The sequence below is a fragment of the Streptomyces sp. NPDC007095 genome, from assembly GCF_040634475.1.
GTDB lineage: Bacteria > Actinomycetota > Actinomycetes > Streptomycetales > Streptomycetaceae > Streptomyces.
Window position 1 is genome coordinate 1 of sequence record NZ_JBEYFS010000090.1, and the last position, 19,345, is coordinate 19,345.

Below are 19,345 nucleotides of genomic sequence, written 5' to 3' on the forward strand. Positions count from 1 at the left end.
CGGCGTCCGGTGCGTGCTCTCGGCGTGCCGGCCGGAAGTCCTCGTACTGGACGTACTTGGGCTTTCGGCCGGTGCGGCGAGAGTGCGTGCCGGGCATCGCGACGGGGCGAACGTTGCCTGTTGCGGCACTAGCTCCCGTAAGCCGCCCGCAGGGCATCCCCTACGGCGTCCAGCGCGGCGGACTCCGAGAGGCCGAGGCGGTGGACGCGCTCGGCGTACGCCTGTGCGGCCGACGCCGCTTCACGCTCCGCCGCCGAGCCCGCGGCGGCGACGAACGTCCCGTTGCGGCCGCGCGTCTCGATCACCCCGTCCGACTCCAGTGCCCGGTAGGCCTTGGCGACCGTGTTGGCGGCGAGGCCGAGCTCCTCGGCCAGCCCCCGCACGGTGGGCAGCTTGTAGCCGACCGGCAGCGCACCGGACCGCGCCTGCTCGGAGACCTGGGCACGCACCTGTTCGTAGGGCGCGGCCCCCTCATCGATGTGGATCTTCAGCGTCACGGAGCGATTGTCCCGTACGGGAAGGAAAATGAGAGGCACTCGAACACACCTCGCGCGTAGCGTCCGACTCCATGACTGTGATCATCAGCGACGTCCGCCCGGACGACCGGCGGCACACCGAGGGTTTCGCCCACGTCCGCAACCGCGCCCTCCCCTTCGTGCTGTACACACCTGACTCCATCGCGTACGACGTCACGCACGCGCACCCCGACGCCCACTACCGTCCGCTGCTCGCGCAGCAGGACGGCGAACCGGTCGGCACGGCCCAGGTCGGCATCGCGCACGACAGCGCGGAGCCGAATCAGGGCTACCTCAACGTGTACGTCGACCCCGGCCGCACCCGCCGGGGCGCGGGCTCGCTCCTGGTGCGCACCGCCGAGGAGCACCTGGCGGCCCTGGGCGCGACCAAGCTCTTCGCCTGGGTCCTGGACGAGCCGGGCAACCGCGCGTTCGCCGAGAAGCACGGCTACCACGCGAGCCGCTCAGCCCACTTCCTCCGCCTCGACCTGGCGGGCGGCACCCTGCCGCCGCTCCAGGACCCGCCGCCGGGCGTCGAGCTGCGCAAGGGCTCGGACTTCGCCGACGACCCGCGCCCCCTGTTCGCCCTGGACGCGGAGACGATGGCGGACGAACCCAGCGACATCCCCCATGAGTTCACGGACTACCAGGCATGGCTCCAGGAGACCTGGCACCACCCCCTGTTCAGTGCCGAGCTGACCACGGTCGCGCTCGTCGACGGCCGCCCGGCGGCGTTCAGCGCGGCCCGCACGGACGGCGGCACCCGCTACGGCACCGTGATGACGGGCACCGCCGCCGCGTTCCGCGGTCGCGGCCTCGCCAAGCTCGCCAAGAACGACTCGCTGCACCGCGCCCGCGCCGCCGGATACGCGGAGGCGTTCACGGGCAACGACGCCGGCAACGAACCGATGATCGCGATCAACAAGTGGTTCGGCTACGAGATCTGCGGGACGGAGGTGCGGTATGTCCGTGAACTCGCTTGACGCACCCCGCACCGTGGAGATCGTCCTCGTCAAGTCCGGCCGTACGAAGATCCGTTACCCCGCCGAGCTGCTCGCCGACGACGGCACCCGCGTCACCGTGCGCGCGCCGTGGGCGGGCGAGGGCGTCCGCGACTTCGGCTTCGTACGGTTCGAGCCGGGCGATGTCTTCACCGAGTACTACTGGCGGGACCGCTGGTACGCGGTCAAGGAGGTCCGGGACGCCGAGGGCGTACGGAAGGGCTGGTACTGCGACATCACCCGCCCGGCCACCCTCTCCGGCGGCGAACTGGTCGTCGAGGACCTCGACCTGGACCTGTGGCGCTCCGCGGACGGCACGGACGTACTGCGCCTGGACGAGGACGAGTTCGCGGCGAGCGGCCTCGCGACCACCGATCCGCGAGCCGCGACCGCCGCGCAGAACGCCCTCGACACGCTCGAACTCCTGGCTCGGGAGGGCGACTTCGAGGCACTGCTCGGCTAGGCCCTGTCGTCAAATTCCCGTCTGCCCCGCGACGCCATGCACGCACTCTCACCGCACCAGGCACAGATCCAAGTACGTCCAGTACGAGGGCCTGTGCCCGGCACGCCGAGAGCACGCACCTGACGCCGCAGGGCCCGCCCTCCGGGCGGACGACGGGAATTTGACGACAGGACCTAGGGCCGGTACCCGGCAGATACCCGCTCGGCGACCGTCGAGTACCCGGTGGTCAGACGTGGGCCACCACCGCGTACCGCTCGTCCGCCACCTCGCGCCCCCACAGCCGCGCGTCGTCGGACAGCCGCTCCACTCGGAGGACCGAGGTCAGGGGCTCCAGCAGGGCGGCCAGCCGGTCCGCGGGTATGCCGGCCGGGCTCAGCGTCCCCCACACACCCTCGACCAGGACGAGCCGCCCTCCGGGGCGCAGCAGCCCGCGCCAGTGCCGCAGGACGCGCTCGGGGGCGGGCAGGGCCCACAGGACGTGCCGGACGAGCACGACGTCGAACCGCTGCTCGCCGACGGGCGGTGCCGTCGCGTCACCGAGGAGGAACACCGCGTCATGTCCGGCGAGCTTGGCGCGGGCCAGGTCGACCATGCGCGGCGCGCGGTCGACCCCGGTGACGTGGTGGCCCCGCTCGGCCGCGAGGAGCGCCAGGCTGCCGGTGCCGCAGCCGAGGTCGAGCACGTCGGAGGGGGTCTCGGGCAGCCAGGCGCCCAGCCGCTCCGCCCAGGCCTCCCGCACGGCGGCGTCGCGCAGCCCGTGGTCCGGCTCGTCGTCGAAGGTGGCGGCCTCGGCGTCCCAGTCCACTCGGTCCGCGTCGGCCACCTCCTCCGCACCCCCGCCCGCGCCGCCGAGCTCCGGCCTGACCTCGCTCGGACAAGGTTTGACGCTGCTCTGACCTGGATTCATTTCGCTGTAACCCGTCATGTGCCCCAGGGTGACACCCACCACTGACAGTCGAATCGTGACAGCCGCCACAGACAGATCCCGACTGATGAGCAACTCTCCCGGAAAGGGTCTACCTCCGTACAACCGCGGATCCCGGTAGGCACAAGGAGGCAGCCATGCGCCGTGTGACCGTGCAGAAGCCCCTGAGGAAGTCGGAGTCCCGCCGAGTGCGGGACGAGGCCGACGAGCGTCCGGCCGAGCGTCCGGAGGTCCGCAAGGACATCCACCGCACGTGGTGGCCGGACGGGTGAGCGGCCCGGGCCGCGCGCGCCGGCACGGAGAAACGCCCCGGCACGGAAACCGTCAGTCGAGCCGCTTGCGGTAGTGGATCCGGTCGTACCGGCCGTCCACGCGGCGTTCCACGACCTCGTACCCGTACTTCGGGTAGATCTTCTGGTTCTCCCACATCATCGCGTTCGTGTAGAGCCTGACCTCGGACAGCCCGAGCGCACGCGCGTGTGCGTCCACGAAAGCCAGCAGCCGTCGCCCGACGCCCTTGCCATGGGCGTCGGGGTGGACGGCGATGCTGTCGAGGAAGAGATGATCCTCGCGCGCCTCGATCACCACGAGGCCCCTCACGGGCTCCCCCGTGACGAACACTTGCCCCGCGGCCACGTTCGCCGCGTGGTCCGCCTCCATGGGCTTCGGCACCACTGCGATGCGCTCGATGTAGTGGTGGTACGCGGCGTCGGTCACCGCCTTCACGGCGGCGACGTCGGCGGCGACGGCCGGGCGGATCTCCGGTTCGTTCGGGGCATCTGTCATGGCCAGAACGGTAGCTACCTGAGCGCAGGCTCAGCACTCCCTTAAGCCGACCATAAGGATCTCCCGCACCCGCCTCCAGCAGGCGATTCCGCGGTTTCTTCGGGCTAGCTTGCTGATCACCCCCCACGGGTCCGCCGTAGACCTGAAGGTCCGCTTCGAGGAGTTCCCCCATGTCCGCTCGCCGCAAGACCGCCGCCGTCGCGGTCGCCGTCGGTGTCGCCCCGGTCGCCCTGACCGCGCTCGCCGCGGCGCCCGCCGCCGCGCACGGCACGATGGGCGACCCGGTCAGCCGGGTCTTCCAGTGCTACGCGGAGAATCCCGAGAGCCCGAGGTCCGGCGCCTGCAAGGCGGCCGTCGCGGCCGGCGGCACCCAGGCGCTGTACGACTGGAACGGCATACGGATCGGCGACGCGAACGGCAGACATCAACAGCTCATTCCCGACGGGAAGCTGTGCGGCGCGGGCAACGACGAGTTCAAGGGCCTGGACCTGGCCCGCGCCGACTGGCCGACGACGAGCGTGAGCGGCGGCGCGTACACCTTCGAGTACCGGGTGACGGCCCCGCACAAGGGCACCTTCAACGTCTACATCACCAAGGCGGGTTACGACCCGTCCAAGCCGTTGGCCTGGGCCGACCTGGACCTGGCGCACCCGGTCGCCACCAAGACCGACCCGGCCGCGACGAACGGCTATTACACCTTCTCCGGCACCCTGCCGCAGCGCTCGGGCAGGCAGCTCCTCTACGCGATCTGGCAGCGCTCGGACAGTCCGGAGGCGTTCTACTCGTGCTCGGACGTCACCTTCGGTGGCGGGGGTTCCGGCAACACCGGTTCCGGCGGCGGCGCGGGCAGCAGCGGTACGGGCAGTACCGGAAGCGGTACCACCCCCGCGCCGACCTCCCCGGCACCCACCGCTTCCGCGCCCTCCGAGCAGCAGATAGCCGACGGTGCCGACAAGTCGACGGTGCGGCACGACCACCACGACGGCACAGCCGCTCCGGCCGCCGGCACGGAGCCCTCCGACGCCGCTACCGGCGGCTCCGACGCGCGGCCCGGGGCGGCGGATGTCTCGGAGCGGCACCTCGCCGAGACCGGCGGTGACTCCTCCAGCGCCTACCTCGCGATCGGCGGGGCGAGCGCGCTGGCGCTGGGCGCGGCGGCGCTGTTCTCCTCGGTCCGCCGTCGCGCGACGACCGGCGGCCGGCGCGACCGCTAGTTCCCGGTGTACTCCGGAGCCTGTCCGGCGGCTCAGGTCGGACAGGCCCCGGCCGGGGCGGTCAGCTGAACACGGAGGCGCAGTTCGTGGGGGTGGCGTGTGCCGGGTCGAGGGCGTTGGCCGCCTCGTGGAAGGCGATCCGGTCGAGGAGGCCGATCGCGGCGTGCTCGGAGAGATCGACCGGGCACAGGTCCTGCAGCAGCACGTTGTGGACGTCGGATCCGGTGAGGTACTGCGAGCGGTACGGCGTGACCACCTCGTCGTACTTGGTGGCGATCACCGTGTAGTGCACGCCCGGGACGGTGTCGCCGCCGGCGTTGAGTTTGGTCAGGAAGGCGGAGCCGACGATCTGGTCGGCGAGCGCGGGTGTGGCCGCGGACAGCAGGTCCTCGGCGCCCGGGAAGTACGGCAGCAGGTTGGTGAGGCCGTCGAGGGTGGTGCCGTGGTTGTCGGGCGCGATGCCGACGAAGGTGTTCACCTTGGCGGCTCCGCCGAGGAACTTGAGGTAGTAGCGGGGCATCAGGCCGCCCTGCGAGTGGCCGACGAGGTCGGCCTTCGCCGCACCGGTCGCGGCGAGCACCTTGTCGACGAATACCTGAAGCTGTTCGGCCGACTTGTCGATGGGGCCGAGGGCGTTGAAGAGGGGAACGCCGGGCAGTTGCCCGTAGTCGAGGGAGAAGACGCAGTACCCGCGGTCCACCAGGTAGGGCGCGAAGGCCAGCCAGTTGTCGGTCGAGTTGGCGAAGGTGCCGTGGACGAGGACGACGGGGCGGGGATGGCCGGCGGAGGGCTTGCAGGAGTAGTCGTTCCAGCCGCTGCTCGGCGCGGCGGCGTGGGCGGTGGCGGCGGGGACCACGGCGACCACGGCGGTCAGCAGTAGTGCGGTGAGGGGTCTGAGCAGGCGCTTCCAGGGCAGCATCGGGTGATCTCCTTGCGGCTCAAGGGAGTTGCGACGACGTACGCCCTGTGATCCGGATCACGAGGATGCTGTTCACTCGTCAAGTTACGGGCGAGTAGCTCAAGTGTGAAGTTACGCGTCAGTAAAAAACTTCCAGTGATGGTCAGAGCGGTGGTCACGGCCGATGCTCGTCACCAGGAGGGCCTGATGGGACCGTAGGGCGCGATGCGCAGCAACCGGTCGCGCAACGCGCGCATTTCACTCTCACCGAGTAGCTCACCCCAGGCCCGCACCGCGTCGGCGGCCGCCTCCTCCGCCGCGCGCGTACAGGCCCAGCCGAGTTCGGTCAGCACGACCAGCCGAGCGCGCGCGTCGACGGGATGCGGCCGCCGCTCCACGTACCCCTTGCGCACCAACTCGTCGACAAGCTGGCTCGCGGCCTGCTTGGTGACCCCGAGGTGCGCGGCGAGGTCGGTGACGGTCGCTCCGTCCGGGGCGAGCCGTGCGAACGCGAAGCCGTGCGCGGGCCGCATCCCCTCGAACCCCCGGGCGACGACGCCCTCGTGAATACGTTGCGTCAGCTCACCGGCGACGGCGAGCAGGGCGGCGGACAGGGCGATGGCCTCGGAGTTGTGCACGCGTGCATTGAAACACCCTTGACGAATTGGTCAAGCAGCTTGACCATGAGACCAGTCATTTAGTCAATCAACTTGACCATCTGCCCTGGAGACACCCATGCCCGTCATCCGACCGTCCGAAGCCGTCGTCCACGAGATCCACGGCGCCCGTTTCGTCTCGTACGCCACCCCCCTCAGCGGGAGCAAGGAACTGTGCGCCTGGCGCGGCGAGATACCCGCGGGACACAAGGCCCCCGTGCACACCGTCAACCGCGAGGAGATCTTCCACCTCCTCACCGGCGAACTGCTGATCACCCTCGCCGGCCGCACCGAGCGGATCACCGCGGGCGACACGGTGATCATCAACCCCGGCGCGACCCTGGGCATCGAGAACCCGACCCAGGAGACCGCCACCGCCTGGGTCACCACATCCATCGGCCTCCGGGCGGAACTGGCCGACGGCTCGGTCCTCACTCCCCCGTGGGCGAACTGATCCCCCGTACCGGATCTACGCCGCCAGCGTCCCCGGCATCACCGCATGCGGGCCGAACTTCGCTCGCGCGCGGTCCGCGACCTCCTCGATGCGGCGGACCTTCTCGTCCACGGGGTCGAAGGTGAGCTGGTGGGAGGCCTGTCCGACGGGGGTGAGGCCCTCGGCGCGCAGGCCGATCGCGCGGACCCGGGCGCGCTGGAGGCCGAGCGTCTCGTACAGGGCGTACGCGGTGGCGGTGAGCGCCGAGGAGTGGGCGGTCGGTTCTTTGAGGGTGCGGCTGCGGGTGGTCGAGGAGCGGTCGGCGTAGCGGACGGTGAGGGTCAGGGTGCGGCAGACCTTCTCCAGGGCGCGCAGCCGGGTGCCCAGTTCCTCGGTGCCGGAGAGCAGCGCGCGGCGGTGCAGGGACGGGTCCAACTCGTCCCGGGAGAAGGGGCGTTCGGTAGCAAGAGAGCGCGAGGTGGCGTTCGGGACGACCCGGCCGCGGTCGATGCCGGACGCCTTCTCGTGCAGTTCGCGGCCGGTCCGGGCACCGGTCAGGCGCTGGAGCGTGGACAGGGGCGCGGCGGCGACCTTGCCGATGGTGTCGAGGCCGTACTCGCACAGGGTGCGGGCGGTGGCGCCGCCGACCCCGGGCAGCGCGGCGACGGGCCGCTCGGCGAGGAACTCCGCGACGGCGTCCGGCTCCCCGGGCACCACCCGGGTCACTCCGGGCACGGCCTCCCGCAGTGCCATCCGCGCGAGCATCGGCCCGGGCCCGGCACCGATCGCGCAGTCGACCCCGTACCGGGCGAGTGCCCGTACCCGGATCAGCGAGGCGAACTCCACGGCGGTCCGCCCGAAGTACCGTTCGGCGCCCCGCAGATCGACCAGCGCGCCGTCGGGCGGCAGCGCCTCGATGACGGGGGTGAACTCCTCCAACAGTCCGAGGAGCCCCGGCAGGGCGGCCTCGTACATCGGAGGCAGCTGGAAACGTACACAGAGGATGGTCATCCCGCACTCCCCGGACTCTGGTGCCACAACTTCTTTCCCCCCGCGGGCCCTTCGCCCGCGGGACGCAGATCGGCCCAGGGGTGCATCTCGTACCCCGTGGGCATCCGGATCTTCCGGCTCTCCTTCGCGCCCTCCCTCTCCGGCAGGGGCTCCGGTACGGGCTCCGCCAGCCGCGCCGCCACCACGTCGAGGCCGCCCTCGGCGCGCAGCTCGACCAGTTCGGCGAGGTTCCAGGCCGCCGCGCCCACCACACTGAGGCTGCGCGGGCCCCGGCGCTGCACCACTCCGCGCACCAGCAGCAGCCAGGAGTGGAAGACGGTGTGGGCGCAGGCGTCGTGGGAGTCGTCGAAGAAGGCGAGGTCGACCAGGCCGGTGCCGTCGTCCAGGGTGGTGAAGATGACGCGTTTGCCGGAGCGGATCGGCGGGGTCTGGGTGGCCGCCTTGGCGCCCGCGACCAGGACCGTCTCTCCGTGCCGCGCCTCCCGCAGCCGGCGTGCCGTCACCACTCCCAGCTCCTCCAGGAACTCCCGGTGGTCGTCCATCAGATTGCGCGAGGCGTCCATCGACAACACGCCCAGTTCGGCGCTGAGCCGCTCGGCCGAGGAGAGGTCCGGCAGCCCGGCGGAGGCGGTCTTCCGCCCACCCGCCAGCGGGAGTTGGCCGCCGCCCGCACCCCGGGATCCCCGGTGCATTTCGGTCAGGTGCAGTTGCAGGTCACGCCGGTTGGCGCCGAACGCGTCCAGCGCGCCGACCTGCGCGAGCCGCTGTGCGAGCGGCCTGCTCGGCCGGGCCCGCTCCCAGAAGTCGAGCAGGGAGGCGTACGGCTGTCCGTCCGCGATCCGTACCGCCTCGGCCTCGCTGATGCCGTGCACGTCGGAGAGGGCAAGGCGGACACCCCAGCGGCCTGCAGAGCCAGCAGATTCAGACACCAGTTCGATACGGTGGGCGACCGCCGACCGGTTCACGTCCAACGGCAGGACCGGCACCCCCCGGCGCCGCGCGTCCGCCAGCAGCAGCCGCTTCGGATACATCCCGGGGTCGTGCGTGAGCAACCCGGCGTAGAAAGCGGCCGGGTGATGGGCCTTCAGCCACGCCGACTGGTACGTCGGCACGGCGAAGGCGACCGCGTGCGCCTTGCAGAAGCCGTACGACCCGAAGGCCTCGACGATCTCCCAGGTCCGCGCGATGGTCTCGGCGTCGTACCCCTTGGCCGCCGCGTTCTGTGCGAACCAGAACCGGATCCGCCCCTGCGCCTTGGGGTCGGACAGCCCGCGCCGCACCCGGTCCGCCTCGTCACGTCCGCAGCCGGTCATGATGTCGACGATGTCGATGATCTGCTCGTGGAAGACCACGACGCCGTACGTCTCCTTCAGCGGTCCCTCCAGGTCCGGGTGCGGATAGCGGATCGGCGCCCGCCCGTGCCGCGCCTCGATGAACGGCCGCACCATGTCGGCGGCGACCGGTCCCGGCCGGAAGAGCGAGATGTCGACGACGAGGTCGTGGAAGGTCGCGGGCTGCAGCCGTCCGACCAGGTCGCGCTGTCCGGGCGACTCGATCTGGAAGCAGCCCAGCGTCTCGGCGGACTGGATGAGCCGATACGTCGCCGGGTCGCCCGGCGCCACCGCGTCGATGTCCGGCCAGTCCCCCGTGGCCCGCTGCACCTCGGCCACCGCGTGCGCCATCGCGGACTGCATCCGCACGCCCAGCACATCGAGCTTGAGCAGCCCGAGGTCCTCGACGTCCTCCTTGTCGAACTGCGACATGGGGAAGCCCTCGCCACTGGTCGGCACGACCGGCGTACGGGCGAGCAGGGAGGCGTCGGAGAGGAGCACCCCGCACGGGTGCATGGCGATGCCGCGCGGGAGGGCGTCGAGGGACTCGACCAGCTCCCACAGCCGCCCGTACTTCTCGCCTTCCCGCTGAACCTCCCTCGCCAGCTCCCGCAGTTCGGGCAGCTCGTCCATCGCCGTGCGGGCGTCGCGGGCGCGGATGTGCGGGAAGGACTTCGCGATCCGGTCGATGTCGGCCGGGTCCATGGAGAGCGCGGCGCCCACATCGCGGACGGCGTGCCGCACCCGGTAGGTCTCGGGCATCGAGACGGTCGCGACCCGCTCGGTGCCGAACCGGTCGATGATCGCGCGGTAGACCTCCAGCCGGCGCGCGGACTCCACGTCGATGTCGATGTCGGGCAGCACCGAGCGGCGTTTGGACAGGAAGCGCTCCATCAGCAGCCCGTGCTCGACCGGATCGGCGTGCGCGATACCGAGGAGGTGGTTGACGAGGGAACCCGCGCCGGAGCCGCGCGCGGCGACCCGGATGCCCATCTTCCTTATGTCGTCCACGACCTGGGCGACCGTCAGGAAGTAGGAGGCGAAGTCGTGGTGGGCGATGATGTCCAGCTCGCGGTGCATCCGCTCCCAGTAGGCCCGCTTGCTGTCGTATCCGCGCAGCACCATGCCCGCCGCCGCCCGGGAGGCCAGGACGCGCTGGGCGGTGCGCCGGCCCGCCCCGACGAGATGCGGCTCGGGGAAGTGGACGGTGCCGATGCCGAGGTCGTCCTCGGGGTCGACGAGACACTCGGCGGCGGTGGCCTGGGTCTGTTCGAGCAGACGGTACGCGGTGTCACGGCGGTAGCCCGCGGCCTCGACGATCCGTTCGGCGGCGCTCAGCATGGCGGCCTCGCCCTTGAGCCAGGCCTCGCCGGAGTCCAGCTCGCGCCGGGGGTCGACGGGGACGAGGCGGCGGGCGGCGTCCAGGACGTCGGCGACCGGACCGAGGCCCGGGTCGGCGTACCGGACCGCGTTGCTGAGCACCGGGCGCACCCGCTGTTCGGCGGCGAAGCCGACGGTGCGGGCGGCGAGCCGCAGGGACCCCGGCCCGGTGCCCTCGCGGCCGTGCCAGACGGCTTCGAGGCGCAGGGCGTCGCCGTAGATCTCCCGCCAGGGCGCGAGCAGCTTCGCGGCGCGGTCGGGGCGTCCCGCGGCGAGTGCGCGGCCGACGTCGGAGGCGGGGCCGAGCAGTACGGTCAGTCCTTCGGCGTGGTTGTCCGGCCGGAGCAGCAGGGGCTGCTGCCCCGGGCCGCTGTCGGGACCGCCGCCCGCATGCGCCGCCGTAACGATTCTGCAGAGGTCGGCCCAGCCGGCCGCGCCGTCCCGGGCGAGGAAGGTCACCCGGGGAGTCGACTCATCGATGAAGGCACCGCCACGGACCGGGGCGCGGCGCCGCTCCCCTCGTACGGGCTCCCCGTTCCCTCGCGCGAGCCCCCCGGCCGCTCGGGCAGAAGCCCTGTCCGTCGGCGCGGAGGCCCCGGCGGTCCGGACGAAGGCACCCGCCGTCCGGGCGGAAGCCCTCGCCTCTCGGACGGGAGCCTCGACCGCGAGGTCCGCCCCGAACAGTGGACGGACACCCGCCTTCGCGCAGGCCTTGGCGAACCGGACCGCGCCCGCGAGGCTGTCCCGGTCGGTGAGCGCGAGGGCGTCCATGCCCCGCTCCGAGGCACGCTCGGCCAGCCGCTCCGGGTGCGAGGCCCCGTACCGCAGGGAGAACCCGGAGACGGTGTGCAGATGCGTGAACCCCGGCACACGCACCTCCCGTACCCGTCCGTATCCATTCGCGTCCGAGGGCCCTCTCACCAGGCTCTCGAACATTAGTTCCCAATGACCTCACCCCCACCATAGACCAATTTCCGAACAAGTGTGCGACATCCGTTCGAGCGCGTCCCACCTGCACAGACACCGGTCCACCCGGCCCTGAGCAGGCAGGACGGATCGCGTCAGCCGATCTGGGCGCCGAAGGCCGACAGCGCCTCGGTGACCGGCTGGAAGAAGGTCTCACCGCCCGAGGTGCAGTCGCCACTACCGCCCGAGGTGAGGCCGATGGCCGTGGAGCCCGAGAAGAGCGAGCCGCCGCTGTCACCGGGCTCGGCGCAGACGTCGGTCTGGATGAGTCCGTCGACGATGTCGCCGTTGCCGTAGTTCACGGTGGCGTCCAGGCCGGTGACCGTGCCGCTGTGCACCTGGGTCGTCGAACCGCTGCGCGTCACCGACTGCCCGACGGTCGCCGCCCCCGCCTGGGTGATGGGCTGCGCGGAGCCGTTGTAGAGATCGACCTCGCTCGGGTGGTCGGCCGTCGAGGTGTACTTGACCAGACCGAAGTCGTTGCCGGGGAAGCTGGACTGCTCGTTCGTGCCGATCTCCTTGCCGCTGGAGTCCGACCAGGTGGAGATCGCCCGGGTGCAGTGCCCGGCGGTGATGAAGTACGGCTGGCCGCCCTTGACCACGTTGAAGCCGAGCGAGCAGCGCCCGCCGGAGCCGGTGATCGCGTCGCCGCCCGCGATGAAGGTCTTGAACTCCCCCTTCGTGCGCTGGAGTTCGGCCTTGGCGCCGAGGCCGCCGACGACCTTGGTCAGCCGGGCGAGGGTCGCGCCCCCGACCGTGCGGTCGGCGGTGACGACGACCTTGTTGGTCCCCGGGTCGGTCGCCCAGGACGTGCCGGGGATGGTCGCGTCCTTCTTGAGGGTGGTACGGGCGCTCGTCAGTTCGGCGAGGGAGTTCTCGACGATTCTGGCCTGGGCGCCGGCCGCCTCGACGACGCGCGCCGCGGCCCGGTCGAGCACGTTGACGACGAGGTGCCCGGCCTTCGCGTCGTAATACGTTCCCGCCGCGTCGGGACCCAGGTCCTTGCCGAGCGTCGAGGCGAGCTTTCCGGCCGCCGTGATCGAGAGCGGCCGGGGCGCCGCGCTCTTCCGTGTCTCGCTCGCGTTCGCAGTCTGGAAGGTGACCCCCGCGGCGACCAGGGCGGCGACACTCGCGCCTGCCACGGCTGCGCGCCGCCCGGATATACGTCGGTGCTTCACTTCGCGTCCTCCTGTGGGGGCGGCCCGGGAGGCCGTGGGGACCTCCGGGGCCGGAAGGCGTACGGAATCGAAAGGCGTACGGGCGCCCACTATTCCGAGACCCACAGGTGGCTCACAAGGTCGACTTCAGGACGCGCGTACAGCAACGGGCGTACGCCCCCGGCACCTTGACCCTGTGTGATCGCGCCCTGTGCGTTCGCAGTGCAAACACCGAGCACGAGTGACGTATGTGCAGCCCGTGAGGTCTAGCCCTGTCTGGTTTTCGACCCTTCAGGGTCCGATCCCAACGGGGGCGCGAGGGAGGACGGTTGCTCCTGCACCGATTGCTCAACGCCCTCCGATGCCCGCACCGGCTGCTCGGGCGCCGGCGCGGCCGGCTGCTGCGCCCGTTCCAGGAACCGCAGCAGTTCCACCGGGAAGGGGAGGACGAGGGTGGAGTTCTTCTCGGCCGCGACCGCCACCACGGTCTGCAGCAGCCGCAGTTGGAGCGCGGCGGGCTGTTCGGACATCACCCCGGCGGCCTCCGCCAGCTTCTTCGACGCCTGGAGCTCCGCGTCCGCGTTGATGACCCGCGCTCGCCGTTCACGGTCGGCCTCGGCCTGCCGGGCCATCGACCGTTTCATCGTCTCCGGCAGTGACACGTCCTTGATCTCGACCCGGTCAATCTGCACACCCCAGCCCATCGCCGGACTGTCGATCATCAACTCCAGGCCCTGGTTGAGCTTCTCCCGGTTGGAGAGCAGATCGTCCAGGTCGCTCTTGCCGATGATCGAGCGCAGTGAGGTCTGCGCCATCTGCGAGACCGCGAACTGGTAGTCCTCGACCTGGATGACCGCGTCCGCCGCGTCGACCACCTTGAAGTAGACGACCGCGTCGACCCGCACCGTCACGTTGTCCCGCGTGATGCCCTCCTGCGCGGGCACCGGCATCGTCACGATCTGCATGTTGACCTTGCGCAGCTTGTCGACGAAGGGCACCACCATGGTGAACCCGGGCCCACGCACGTCCGAGCGCAGCCGGCCGAGTCGCAACACCACACCGCGTTCGTACTGTTTGACGACACGGGCCCCGGCCATCGCGTAGACGATCCCCACGGATACGACGGAGACTCCCGCCGCCACCAGTTCCTCGACCATCACGGCCCCCCAGGGTCCGAAGTGGGCGCATCGGGCAAGTACCGCATCAGGCGCGTACCCGGCGTGTACTTCGACGGTAACTCCGTCACCCGAGCAAGGGCGAGCCCCCGCACGACAGTTGCGTACGGGGGCTCGCCTGCTGCTGGCTGCAGATCCGGTCGTGCGGGTGTTGCGGGGGGGCCGTCGGTCAGCCGACGCTCACGCCGTAGTAGCTCAGTGCCTCGGTGACCGGCTGGAAGAAGGTCGTACCGCCGGAGGTGCAGTCACCACTGCCGCCGGAGGTCAGACCGTAGGCGACGGAACCCGCGTAGAGCGGACCGCCGCTGTCGCCGCCCTCGGCGCAGACCGTGGTCTGGATCATCTGGTAGACCACGTCGCCGCTGCCGTAGTTGACCGTGGCGTTCAGCGCGGTGACCCGGCCGCTGTGCGTGCCGGTGGTCGAGCCGCGACGGTAGACGGTCGTGCCCACGCTGGGCGTGGCGGCGCTGCTGATGGTCTGGCTGCCGACCGCGCTCGGGTGGGCGATCGAGGTGTTGGTGTAGCGCACCAGCGCGAAGTCGTTGGTCGGGAAGCTGTAGCTGACGTTCGTGCCCAGCGTGGTGGTGTGACCGGAGTTGGAGTACCAGGTGGAGGCGACCTCACCGCAGTGGCCGGCGGTCAGGAAGTAGTAGGTGCTCCCGCTGTGCACGTTGAAGCCGAGCGAGCAGCGGTAGGAACCGCCGTAGATGGCGTCGCCGCCGGTGATCAGCTTCTTGAACTTGCCCGGGGTGTGCTTGATCGTGATGGCCGCGGAGTTGCCGCCCGCGTCCTTCTTGATCTTTGCGATCTCGGCCTTGGAGACCGTGCTGTCGACGGTGACGACGACGCGGTTCGTCTTGGCGTCGACCGCCCAGGCGGTTCCCGCGATGTCGGACTTGAGTACCGACTTGTTCACCGTGCTCAGCTGGGTGGCGCTGAACGTATGGACGTCGGATGCGTTCGCGGTGGGGACGGAGAACGCTGCGGCGGCCAGGAGTCCGGTGGTCACGGCGATCAGCCGGGTCCGTCTCGCTATACCGCTGCGGGGGGTGGTGCGCTTGATCCTCACTTGTCGTTCCTCCCGAGGGAAGTAGGGGGCCCGCGTGGGGTCGGGGCCCGTGAGGCGCAGCCGGGAGCCGCCTGACCGGATTCCGGACAAGCCGTGCTCCTGACAAGCGCTGTGGGGGAGTATTCGGCGGCACGGCCGACCGGCGCAAGGGCACCTTTCGGCCGTGCAGCGTTCAACTTACGTACCACCAGCGGGAGTTGATCTTCCCAGACTCGGGTGTGCGGATCGCGTGTGGATCGTCGGGGCACTCGAAGTGCCTGAAGGGCTTGGAGGAGCGAGTGGAGGGCGCGGAGGAGTGAACCGTCAGAGCAGCGTGCGCTCCCCCGCCGGGACGGCCACGCCCAGGGTGTTCCCGGGCGGCGGGAAGGGGCAGATGAAGTGGTCGGCGAACGCGCACGGCGGGAGCACGGCCCGGTTGAAGTCCACCGTCGTACGCCCCTCGGCGTCGGGCGCCGCGGGGCGCAGGAACCGGAAGCGGTAGCTGCTGTCCCCGCTGGTGGTGTCGGCGAACACGGCCCACAGCGAGCCGTCGCTCTCCACCGACACCTGGAGCGTGAGGTCCTCGCCGTCCAGGGTGAAGGCGAGGATGCCGCCGAGCCCCAGACCGCGGGCGACTCCGTCCGCGTTCTCCACATGTACGGTGCGGCTCTCGCCGTACGGCGTGAAGTGCCCCGGCACCGACCAGCGCGGGTCGTACGGCGTCGCCTCGACGCCCTTGAAGGCCGCGCGCCCTTCGGAGGCGGGGTCGAAGTCGCGTACGCCCCAGATCCCTTCGCGTACCAGGACGACGAAACGGCGCTCGCCGCGCCCGACCCGGGCCTCGGCCGCCGACCCGAGGTCGGCGGCGAGCCGGACCTCACCGGTGAAGGGCTTTCCGTCCAGGCTCAGACCGTCCTCGGGGGCGGCCGTCAGCAGGACCCCGTCCTCCTGGTCGGTCCACAGCCCGGGGATGTCCGGAAGTCGCCCGTCCGGATAGTCCTCGAGCCAGTGCGTGCCGGTGAGCGCCAACGGGCCGTAGGGGGCGGACACCGTCTCGACGCGGCGCTCGTGCCAGCGCTCCCAGCCCTCGGTTGCGCCGTCGAACACGTCTGCGGATGTCCCGTCAGATGCGTCTGCGGATGCGTCTTTCGTCATGTGATCAACCCTTCCATACGGGTTCCGGCAACCCGAGATGTGAGCGCAACGTCGTGCCCGTGTATTCCGTGCGGAAGGCGCCCCGCTCCTGGAGCAGCGGGACCACCCGGTCCACGAACTCGTCCAGTCCGCCCGGGGTCAGATGGGGGACGAGGACGAAGCCGTCGGCGGCGTCGGCCGTCACGAACTCGTCGAGTTCGGCGGCGACCGCCTCCGGGGTGCCGATGAAGGACTGCCGCCCGGACGCCTCGATCACGGTCTGCCGGATGGACAGCCCCTTCGCCCGCGACAGGGCCCGCCACTTCTCCGCCACCGCGAGGGGGTCGGCGACGCGCACCCGCCCCTGCGCGAGAGCCGGCTCCGGCTCCGGGTCGATGTCGGGCAGGGGCCCGTCGGGGTCGTACGAGGAGAGGTCGACGCCCCAGATCTGTTCCAGGGCGAGGAGCGCGTTCTGCGGGGAGACCTGCCGGCGGCGGATCTCGGCGGCCCGCTCCCGCGCGTCGGCCGCGGTGTCACCGAGCACGACGGTGACACCGGGCATGATCTTCAGGTCCTCGGGCGACCGCCCGTACGTCGCGAGCCGCCCCTTCACATCGGCGCAGAACTCCCGGCCGGCTTCCAGGGTCCCGTGCCGGGTGAAGACCACGTCCGCCGTGGCCGCGGCGAACTCCCGGCCCTCGTCCGAGTCCCCGGCCTGGATGACGACGGGCTGCCCCTGCGGTGAGCGCGGCAGCCCGAACTCTCCCGCGATGTCGAAGTGCCGCCCCTGGTGCGCGAAGGGGCGCGCGACGCCTTCCGGTGTCCAGGAGTCCCACAGCTCTCGTGCCGTGGCGACGAATTCGGCGGCGCGCGCATACCGGTCGGCGCGGTCGAGGAAGCCGCCGCGGCGGAAGTTCTCCCCGGTGAAGGCGTCGGAGGAGGTGACCACTTTCCAGGCGGCCCGGCCCCCGCTGAGGTGGTCCAGCGTGGCCAGTCTGCGGGCGAGTTCGTACGGCTCGTTGAAGGTCGCGTTGACCGTGGCGGCGAGCCCGAGCCGCTCGGTGACGGCGGCGAGCGCGTTGAGGACGGTGATCGACTCCGGTCGCCCCACGACGTCCAGGTCGTGGATACGTCCCTTGTGTTCACGCAGCCGCAGTCCCTCGGCGAGGAAGAAGAAGTCGAACAGGCCACGTTCGGCGGTGCGCGCGAGGTGCTCGAAGGAGGCGAAGTCGATCTGGGACTTCGAGCGTGGGTCGGTCCAGACGGTGGTGCTGTTGACGCCCGGGAAGTGCGCTGCCAGATGCATGCGCTTGCGTACGGTCATGACGCTCCCCCTGTCATGGCGTACTGGTTGGCGGGCCTGGCCAGCCCCAGGTGCTCCCTGAGCGTGCTGCCCGGATAGAAGGTGCGGAACAGACCTCGGTGCTGGAGCAGCGCCACCGTTCCGTTCACAAGCCGTTCCAGGTCACGGCGCGGCTCGACCGGGGTGAGGTGGAAGCCGTCGACGGCCCCGGACGCGTGCCAGGCGGCGATCAGCTCGGCCAGGTCGACCGGGCCGCCCCGGTACAGCGGCCCCTGCGCGGTCTGCCGGGGACCGCCCCCACCTCCCCCGAGTTCTCGGCTTCGCTCGAACAGGGGGGACCCCCATCCCGGCTCGGCCGCGCGCTCCCCGTCGCCGAGGTCGACGACGAGCGAGCCGAGGACCCGCAGGGTGTCGGGGTTGCGGCCGAACTCCGCTGCCGTCTCCCGGAGTTCGGTCCGCACGGCCCGGGCCCGCGCGGGTCCCACGACCCGGACGAGCGCCACGTCGGCGTACCGGGCGGCGACCCGCCGGGCGGGCCCCTCGGTGGCGTCGACGACCCGCACGGGGTGGCCCTGCGGGGGCCGCGGCACGACCGAGGGGCCCTTCACGAAGAAGGTGGCGCCCTGGAAGTCGACGTGGTGCAGCCTGTCCCGGTCGATGAATCGGCCGGTGGCCTCGTCGCGTATCTCTGCGTCGTCCTCCCAGCTGTCCCAGAGCCGGGCGGCCACCTCGGCGATCTCGCCGGCCTCCCGCCACAGCGCGTCGGTGGGTGCGGCGTGCCGGCGGCCGAAGAGCCGGGCCTCGCCCTCGGTCGTCGACACGTCGAGCTGCCAGCCGGCCCGGCCGCGGCTGACCCAGTCGAGGGTCGCCACGGCCGCCTGGACGTGGAAGGGCTCGGTGTGGGTGGTGGTCACGGTCGGCACCAGACCGATCCGGCGGGTGGCGGGCGCGACACGGGAGAGCACGGCGAGCGCGTCGGGCCCGGGGCGCGCGAAGGTGTCGCCGAGCGTCACGAAGTCGAGCCCGCCACGCTCCGCGAGCTGCGCCGTTCCGACGTACGAGGCGGCGTCGAAGGCCGCCTGTTGACCGAGGGCGGCGGCCAGGTGCAGCAGCCCCCGGCCGTGCGGTGCTGTCATATCGGGTGAAACCTCTCTCCGGTAAACCGGTCAAAGACCCCTGGAGAGGGATCAAAGGACCTTGGACAGGAACGACCGCGTCCGTTCGTGCCGCGGATCGTCGAGTACGTCACCGGGGGCGCCCTGCTCGACGATCCGCCCGTCGTCCATGAAGACGACGGTGTCGGCGACCTCCCGGGCGAACCCGATCTCGTGCGTGACGACGATCATCGTGGTGCCCTGGTGGGCCAGGTCCTTGATGACGTCGAGGACTTCGCCGACCAGCTCGGGGTCGAGCGCCGAGGTCGGCTCGTCGAAGAGCAGCAGCTTCGGCTCCAGGGCGAGCGCGCGGGCGATGGCGACGCGTTGCTGCTGGCCCCCGGAGAGCCGCTTCGGGTAGGCGTCGGCCTTGTCGGCGAGCCCCACCCGGTCGAGCAGCGTCCGCGCCGCCTCGACGGCGTCCTTGCGCGGGCGCTTCAGCGCGGAGACCGGGGCCTCGACGATGTTGTCCAGCACGGTGAGGTGCGGGAAGAGGTTGAAGTTCTGGAAGACGAACCCGATCCGGGTGCGCTGCCTCAGGATCTCGCGCTCACGCAGCTCGTACAGCTTGTCGCCGGAGCGCCGGTAGCCGACCAGCGAGCCGTCGACGCTGATCCGGCCCCGGTCCACCTTCTCCAGGTGGTTGATGGCGCGCAGCAGCGTGGACTTGCCGGAGCCGGACGGGCCGAGGATCACGGTGACCTCGCCGGTGCGCACCGCGAGGTCGATGCCCTTGAGCACTTCCAGTGGGCCGAAGCTCTTGTGGACGGACCTGATGTCGACCATGAAGGTCAT

The 19,345-nt window shown here is 71.1% G+C and carries 19 protein-coding genes; 5 read left to right on the forward strand and 14 right to left on the reverse strand.

Features of this window, described 5'->3' with window-relative positions; genetic code table 11:
• Positions 1-128: 128 nt before the first annotated feature.
• A complete protein-coding gene (locus ABZ656_RS28050) occupies positions 129-497 on the reverse strand; it encodes a GntR family transcriptional regulator (protein ID WP_180362576.1) in 369 nt (122 codons plus the stop codon).
• Positions 498-568: 71 nt separating this feature from the next.
• Between ABZ656_RS28050 and ABZ656_RS28055 the strand changes: the two genes are divergently transcribed.
• Together ABZ656_RS28055 and ABZ656_RS28060 are read left to right on the forward strand one after the other, a co-directional pair.
• Entirely contained in the window at positions 569-1,498 is a 930-nt protein-coding gene (locus ABZ656_RS28055; RefSeq protein ID WP_101406012.1) for a GNAT family N-acetyltransferase, read from the forward strand.
• Positions 1,479-1,979 (forward strand): DUF402 domain-containing protein, encoded by a 501-nt coding sequence (locus ABZ656_RS28060; protein ID WP_360271227.1) that lies wholly within the window; start codon positions 1,479-1,481, stop codon positions 1,977-1,979. The genes ABZ656_RS28055 and ABZ656_RS28060 overlap by 20 nt, the downstream gene beginning before the upstream one ends.
• 226 nt (positions 1,980-2,205) lie before the next feature.
• Here ABZ656_RS28060 and ABZ656_RS28065 read toward each other — a convergent pair whose 3' ends face one another.
• Positions 2,206-2,904: a class I SAM-dependent methyltransferase gene (locus ABZ656_RS28065; RefSeq protein ID WP_360271229.1), complete on the reverse strand. Its 699-nt coding sequence runs from the start codon at positions 2,902-2,904 to the stop codon at positions 2,206-2,208.
• 137 nt (positions 2,905-3,041) lie between these two features.
• Here ABZ656_RS28065 and ABZ656_RS28070 point away from each other — a divergent pair, with 137 nt between their 5' ends.
• Positions 3,042-3,176: a hypothetical protein gene (locus tag ABZ656_RS28070; protein WP_282190303.1), complete on the forward strand. Its 135-nt coding sequence runs from the start codon at positions 3,042-3,044 to the stop codon at positions 3,174-3,176.
• A 52-nt stretch (positions 3,177-3,228) separates the two neighbouring features.
• Here ABZ656_RS28070 and ABZ656_RS28075 read toward each other — a convergent pair whose 3' ends face one another.
• Positions 3,229-3,690: a GNAT family N-acetyltransferase gene (locus ABZ656_RS28075; protein WP_360271231.1), complete on the reverse strand. Its 462-nt coding sequence runs from the start codon at positions 3,688-3,690 to the stop codon at positions 3,229-3,231.
• Between the two features lie 170 nt (positions 3,691-3,860).
• Here ABZ656_RS28075 and ABZ656_RS28080 point away from each other — a divergent pair, with 170 nt between their 5' ends.
• Positions 3,861-4,904 carry a lytic polysaccharide monooxygenase gene (locus ABZ656_RS28080; RefSeq protein WP_101406009.1) on the forward strand — a complete coding sequence of 348 codons (1,044 nt, stop codon included), beginning with the start codon at positions 3,861-3,863 and terminating at the stop codon, positions 4,902-4,904.
• A gap of 61 nt (positions 4,905-4,965) precedes the next feature.
• Here ABZ656_RS28080 and ABZ656_RS28085 read toward each other — a convergent pair whose 3' ends face one another.
• On the reverse strand, positions 4,966-5,823 hold the full coding sequence (locus ABZ656_RS28085) for an alpha/beta fold hydrolase (RefSeq protein WP_101406008.1): 858 nt from the start codon (positions 5,821-5,823) through the stop codon (positions 4,966-4,968).
• 170 nt (positions 5,824-5,993) lie between these two features.
• The gene (locus tag ABZ656_RS28090; protein WP_360271234.1) at positions 5,994-6,440 is read right to left on the reverse strand and encodes a MarR family winged helix-turn-helix transcriptional regulator; all 447 of its coding nucleotides are present in this window, start codon (positions 6,438-6,440) and stop codon (positions 5,994-5,996) included.
• 97 nt (positions 6,441-6,537) lie between these two features.
• On the opposite strand from ABZ656_RS28090, the gene ABZ656_RS28095 reads away from it, so the two are divergent.
• A complete protein-coding gene (locus ABZ656_RS28095) occupies positions 6,538-6,912 on the forward strand; it encodes a cupin domain-containing protein (protein ID WP_101406006.1) in 375 nt (124 codons plus the stop codon).
• Between the two features lie 15 nt (positions 6,913-6,927).
• On the opposite strand, the gene ABZ656_RS28100 is transcribed toward ABZ656_RS28095, so the two are convergent.
• The 9 genes from ABZ656_RS28100 to ABZ656_RS28140 all read right to left on the reverse strand — a co-directional run bounded on the left by ABZ656_RS28100 (position 6,928) and on the right by ABZ656_RS28140 (position 19,345).
• Positions 6,928-7,902, reverse strand: a complete 975-nt coding sequence (locus ABZ656_RS28100) for a hypothetical protein (protein WP_101406005.1) — start codon at positions 7,900-7,902, stop codon at positions 6,928-6,930.
• A complete protein-coding gene (gene dnaE, locus ABZ656_RS28105; RefSeq protein ID WP_360271237.1) occupies positions 7,899-11,483 on the reverse strand; it encodes a DNA polymerase III subunit alpha in 3,585 nt (1,194 codons plus the stop codon). The genes ABZ656_RS28100 and dnaE overlap by 4 nt, the downstream gene beginning before the upstream one ends.
• A gap of 191 nt (positions 11,484-11,674) precedes the next feature.
• The gene (locus ABZ656_RS28110) at positions 11,675-12,757 is read right to left on the reverse strand and encodes an alpha-lytic protease prodomain-containing protein (RefSeq protein ID WP_101406004.1); all 1,083 of its coding nucleotides are present in this window, start codon (positions 12,755-12,757) and stop codon (positions 11,675-11,677) included.
• 245 nt (positions 12,758-13,002) lie between these two features.
• Complete coding sequence (locus ABZ656_RS28115) at positions 13,003-13,893, reverse strand: slipin family protein (RefSeq protein ID WP_101406003.1); 891 nt, start codon at positions 13,891-13,893, stop codon at positions 13,003-13,005.
• Positions 13,894-14,080: 187 nt separating this feature from the next.
• Complete coding sequence (locus ABZ656_RS28120) at positions 14,081-14,980, reverse strand: alpha-lytic protease prodomain-containing protein (RefSeq protein ID WP_101406002.1); 900 nt, start codon at positions 14,978-14,980, stop codon at positions 14,081-14,083.
• A 303-nt stretch (positions 14,981-15,283) separates the two neighbouring features.
• Positions 15,284-16,066 (reverse strand): DUF1684 domain-containing protein, encoded by a 783-nt coding sequence (locus tag ABZ656_RS28125; protein ID WP_360271239.1) that lies wholly within the window; start codon positions 16,064-16,066, stop codon positions 15,284-15,286.
• Positions 16,067-16,118: 52 nt separating this feature from the next.
• Positions 16,119-17,417, reverse strand: a complete 1,299-nt coding sequence (locus ABZ656_RS28130; protein ID WP_360271241.1) for an NtaA/DmoA family FMN-dependent monooxygenase — start codon at positions 17,415-17,417, stop codon at positions 16,119-16,121.
• Positions 17,414-18,532 carry an LLM class flavin-dependent oxidoreductase gene (locus tag ABZ656_RS28135; protein WP_101405999.1) on the reverse strand — a complete coding sequence of 373 codons (1,119 nt, stop codon included), beginning with the start codon at positions 18,530-18,532 and terminating at the stop codon, positions 17,414-17,416. Before ABZ656_RS28135 ends, ABZ656_RS28130 begins: the two co-directional genes overlap by 4 nt.
• A 51-nt stretch (positions 18,533-18,583) precedes the next feature.
• Positions 18,584-19,345, reverse strand: a complete 762-nt coding sequence (locus ABZ656_RS28140) for an amino acid ABC transporter ATP-binding protein (protein WP_101405998.1) — start codon at positions 19,343-19,345, stop codon at positions 18,584-18,586.